This window comes from Streptomyces sp. NPDC051987 (assembly GCF_040680735.1).
GTDB lineage: Bacteria > Actinomycetota > Actinomycetes > Streptomycetales > Streptomycetaceae > Streptomyces.
The window spans coordinates 1-4,694 of the sequence record NZ_JBFAXI010000185.1 but is presented as its reverse complement, the minus strand read 5'-3'; the positions used below and the strand labels follow the sequence as shown (position 1 = coordinate 4,694).

Here is a 4,694-nt window from a genome sequence, read left to right as displayed (position 1 = left end):
AGCGACTCCAGTTCGCTCGCGCAGCCGTGGATGTCGCCGATGATGTCGAAGGGGCCGGTGAGGTGGGTCAGGAGTGACCGGTGTCACTTGCGCATGACCTCGGGCTCGTGGCGGCGCAGGAAGCGGGCCACCAGGAAGCCGCAGACCACGCCCAGGACGATCAGCGCGGCCATGTCCATGGTCCAGGCACCGGCCGTGTGGTTCCACAGCGGATCGGTCTTGGTCGGGTCGTCCGTGTTGGGCGCGATGTTGTTGAAGTCGAGCGTGGCGCCGTCGGCACCCACCGCCCAGCGGGACGGCATCAGGAACGAGAACTGGTTGACGCCGACCGCGCCGTTCAGGTTGAACAGGCAGCCGGTGAACACCACCTGGACGATCGCGAACATCACCAGCAGCGGCATGGTCTTCTCGGACGTCTTCACCAGCGAGGAGATGACCAGGCCGAACATCATCGAGGTGAAGCCGAGTCCCATGATCGGGATGCACAGCTCGAACAGGGTGGAGTGGCCGAGGACCACGCCCTCGGCGGGGATGTCCCGGCTGGAGAAGCCGATCAGGCCGACCATCAGGCCCTGCAGCACGGTGATCAAGCCGAGCACGACCACCTTGGACATCAGGTACGCCGACCGGGACAGGCCGGTCGCGCGCTCCCGCTCGTAGATGACCCGCTCCTTGATCAGCTCGCGTACGGAGTTCGCGGCGCCCGCGAAACAGGCGCCGACGGCGAGGATCAGCAGGACCGTGGTCGCGGTGCCGTTGGGAACGGGGACACCGGTCTTGTGGTTGACCGGGTTCACCAGCAGACCCTTGTCGCTGTCGATGAGCAGGCTCACCGCGCCGAGCACCGCCGGCAGGATCACCGTCAGCGCCAGGAAGCCCTTGTCCGAGGCGATGACCGCCACGTACCGCCGGATGAGGGTGAGCAGCTGTGACCCCCAGCTCTGCGGTTTCTTGGGCTTCATCGCCTGCATCGGCGGCATCTGTACGGACTGCGGCTCGGTGGCGTCGATGTCCGCGGCGTACATCTGGTAGTGCTGCGAGCCCTTCCAGCGGCCGGCCCAGTCGTAGTCGCGGTAGTTCTCGAAGGCGGAGAAGACATCGGCCCAGCTGTCGTAGCCGAAGAAGTTCAGCGCCTCCTCCGGCGGGCCGAAGTAGGCCACCGCACCGCCCGGCGCCATCACCAGGAGCTTGTCGCACAGCGCCAGCTCGGCCACCGAGTGGGTGACGACAAGGACCGTGCGGCCGTCGTCGGCGAGGCCGCGCAGCAGCTGCATGACATCGCGGTCCATGCCCGGGTCGAGGCCCGAGGTGGGCTCGTCCAGGAAGATCAGCGACGGTTTGGTGAGCAGCTCCAGGGCCACCGACACCCGCTTGCGCTGGCCGCCGGAGAGGGAGGTGACCTTCTTCTCCCTGTGGATGTCGAGCTTCAGCTCGCGCAGCACCTCCTCGATGCGGGCCTCGCGCTCCTCGGCCGTGGTGTCGGCGGGGAAGCGGAGCTTGGCCGCGTACTTGAGGGCCTTCTTGACGGTCAGCTCCTTGTGCAGGATGTCGTCCTGCGGGACCAGACCGATGCGCTGGCGCAGCTCGGCGAACTGCTTGTACAGGTTGCGGTTGTCGTACAGGACCTCGCCCTCGTTGGCGGGGCGGTAGCCGGTGAGCGCCTTGAGCAGGGTCGACTTGCCGGAGCCCGACGGGCCGATGACCGCGATCAGGGACTTCTCCGGGACACCGAAGGAGACGTCCTTGAGGATCTGCTTGCCGCCGTCGACGGTGACGGTCAGGTGGCGTGCGGAGAAGGAGACCTCACCGGTGTCGACGAACTCTTCGAGCCGGTCGCCGACGATCCGGAAGGTGGAGTGGCCGACGCCCACGATGTCGTTGGCGTCGAGCAGCGCGCTGCCGCCCTTGGCGATCGACATGCCGTTGACGTACGTGCCGTTGTGCGAGCCGAGGTCGCGGATCTCCATGCGGCCGTCGGGCGTCGAGTGGAACTCGGCGTGGTGCCGCGAGACCTGCAGGTCGGAGACGACCAGCTCGTTGTCGAGGGCGCGGCCGATGCGCATCACGCGGCCGATGGAGAACTGGTGGAACGTGGTCGGACTGCGGTCGCCGTAGACCGGCGGCGCCCCCGCGCCACCACCGGAGGCCATGGCCGGGGCGCCCTGCTGCTGCGGGATCGCCGACGGGGCCTGCTGCCAGCCCTGTTGCGGAGCAGGCTGCGAGGCGGCCGACGGCTGCGGGGTGGCCGGCTGGGACCAGCCCGCGCCGCCCGCCCCCTGCGCCGCGTACGGCTGCTGCCGTGGCTGCGGCTGGGCGACGGCGGCAGCGGTGCCGGTCAGGCCCAGGCGCGGTCCGTCGTTCGCGTTGCCGAGGTGGACGTCCGAGCCCGGACCGATCTCCGACCGCTGGACCCGCCTGCTCTGCACGAAGGTGCCGTTGGTACTGCCGTGGTCCTCGATGACCCAACTGCGGCCGTCGAAACTGATCGTGGCGTGCCGCCAGGAGACCCTGGCGTCGTCGAACACGATGTCCCCCTGCGGATCGCGTCCAAGGGTGTATGACCTGGACGGATCGAGCGTCCAGGTACGTCCGTTTGATTCCAGTACGAGTTCCGGCACGCCAAGCCCCATGAGTAGTCCCCCGAGTTACCCCCATCACAGGGAGTCTAGGGATGTCGAACATCGTCGGGAACTATTTCAGGCTCGGCCCCCTGACCGAAAGCCGGGCCTTGCGGCGGCCCCGTAGGCGCGCGTCAACTCTTTCCGTTGACGGGGTTGAAACCGGGCCGGAGAGTGGTAATCCACGCGAGGGGGACAAGCGCGACGGAGAGCTCCGGGGCGGCTGCGGATCGGGGGGTCTGTCATGAGTGCTGGTGCGTCTGGCACGGGAGTCGAACACGCGAGGCACGGCACGCGATTGCCGTGGGCCGACGTTTTGTTGTCCGCGATCGCGGCCGTGAGCTGGGCGTTGATGGGCATGGCGGGCACGGCGGCACTGGGCCTGCATCTGCTGCGGGCCGACGCGGCGGGTTCACTGGGCCCGATGACCGCGGCTGTTGTGGCGCTCGGGGCGGGTGGTTCGGTGACCCCGGACGGAGATCTGTCCGCTTTCGGCCTGCGGGGAGCGGAGGCCGCCACGGCCATCGAGATCACGCCACTGGGGGTGAGCCTGGTCGGCGCGCTGCTTTTGTCCTGGTTCTTCTTACGGTCCCTGCGTACGGCCGGAGTTGAGATCGCCCCGGCCGAACTGCTGGCCCGCGCGGGCTCGGTGGTGGTGCTGTTCGTGGCACTCCTGGGCGGACTGGCCTGGGCCGGGCACTCCGTCGTGACGATCGACGGGGGTGCGCTCGGCCTGGACAGGCTGACGGGCAAGGGCAGCGGCGGCGGAGGGTTGAAGATCCCCGGCATCGGTGACGTCGGCGGCCTGCTGCCGGACCGCCTCGGCGACCTCGTGCACGCGAAGGCGGCGGTCGGCTTCCGCGTGGACACGGCGGCGACCCTGCTCGGCGGCCTCGGCTGGTCGGTGGGCGTCCTGCTGATCGCCCTGCTGGCCTCCCGCCGGACGCCGCTGCCGCGCGGCTGGGCCGCCGTGCACCGGGTGGTACGGCCGGCGGCCTCGGCGCTGGTGACGGTCGCGCTGGTGGCCGTGGCGGCCGGCTGGGCGGCGGCGGCCTACGCGGCGATCGGCGACCCGCACCCGGCCCGCATCATGGGCGCTGCCCTGCTCGGCGCCCCGAACGGTGTCTGGCTGGGCATCCCGATCGGCCTCCTCGTCCCCTTCGACGGCAGGGCCACGGGCGTCCTGACCATGGTTCTGCCGCACCCCCTGGACGACCTCCTGAACTCCACGTCCGACCAGTCGGTGACCTTGGGCCACCTGGCGGACCTGGACGCACGGGTGTGGCTGCTGGGGGGCGCGGCGGCGCTGCTGATGCTGTCGGCCGGGGTGTTCACGGCGGTGCGGACCCCGGTGTGGCCGCGGACCGGCCCGGCCGGGGCCGGGGGCGCCAGTGGTTCGGGCCCTTGTGGTGCGCTGGGCTTCGCCGGGCGGTGCGCCGTGCGGCTGGGGATCGCCACCGCGCTGGCGCTGCCGTTGCTGGCCTGGCTGGTGGACGTGTCGGTGGACGCCTCGCTGTCGGTGCTGGGCTTCGACGCGTTCGGCGCGGGGATCCGGCTGCACGGGCAGCTGGGCATGGCGCTGCTGCTCGGCGCGGTCTGGGGTGCCTCGGCGGGAGCCGCGGGGGCCCTGCTGGCCTGGGTGACCGGCGCGGCCGGGTCCCGCGCGGCTCCACTGGCACGGGGTGACGTGGAGCAGGGCGGCGCGGGCGGCGGGACGCCGAATCAAGGGCCCGGCGGGGCTCCGTGGCCGGTCGGCGAGGGTGCGGGGCAGGCGGGGCGAAGGGGAGGGTCCGACGCGGGACCCTACGCGGGGCCCTACGCACCGGGGACGCCTTACCGGCCACCGAATCCGACCACGAACCCGTATCTCCGGATCCCCCAGGAACTGCGGGACGCGCGCGGCGGCCGGGAGGAAGCGGGCGGCCGGGGGCCCTGGTCCGGTGGGGCGCGAGGGCCGGGGGCGGCACCGCCGAGCGGTCCGGCCGTCCCGGACCGTCGTCCGCCGGGCGCACCGCCCCCGGCGGGCGGCGACCCGCCCCCCCCCCGCCGCCGGGCCCCCCCCGAGAGCCCCCCGCG

General features: G+C 71.5%; 2 protein-coding genes. One reads left to right on the top strand and one right to left on the bottom strand.

Annotated elements, in window-relative coordinates:
• Window positions 1–83: 83 nt before the first annotated feature.
• Window positions 84–2,618 (bottom strand): FHA domain-containing protein, encoded by a 2,535-nt coding sequence (locus tag AB0M11_RS41075; RefSeq protein WP_365714056.1) that lies wholly within the window; start codon window positions 2,616–2,618, stop codon window positions 84–86.
• A 244-nt stretch (window positions 2,619–2,862) separates the two neighbouring features.
• On the opposite strand from AB0M11_RS41075, the gene AB0M11_RS41070 reads away from it, so the two are divergent.
• On the top strand, window positions 2,863–4,694 hold a 1,832-nt coding region (locus AB0M11_RS41070; RefSeq protein ID WP_365714054.1), incomplete at its 3' end, for a streptophobe family protein.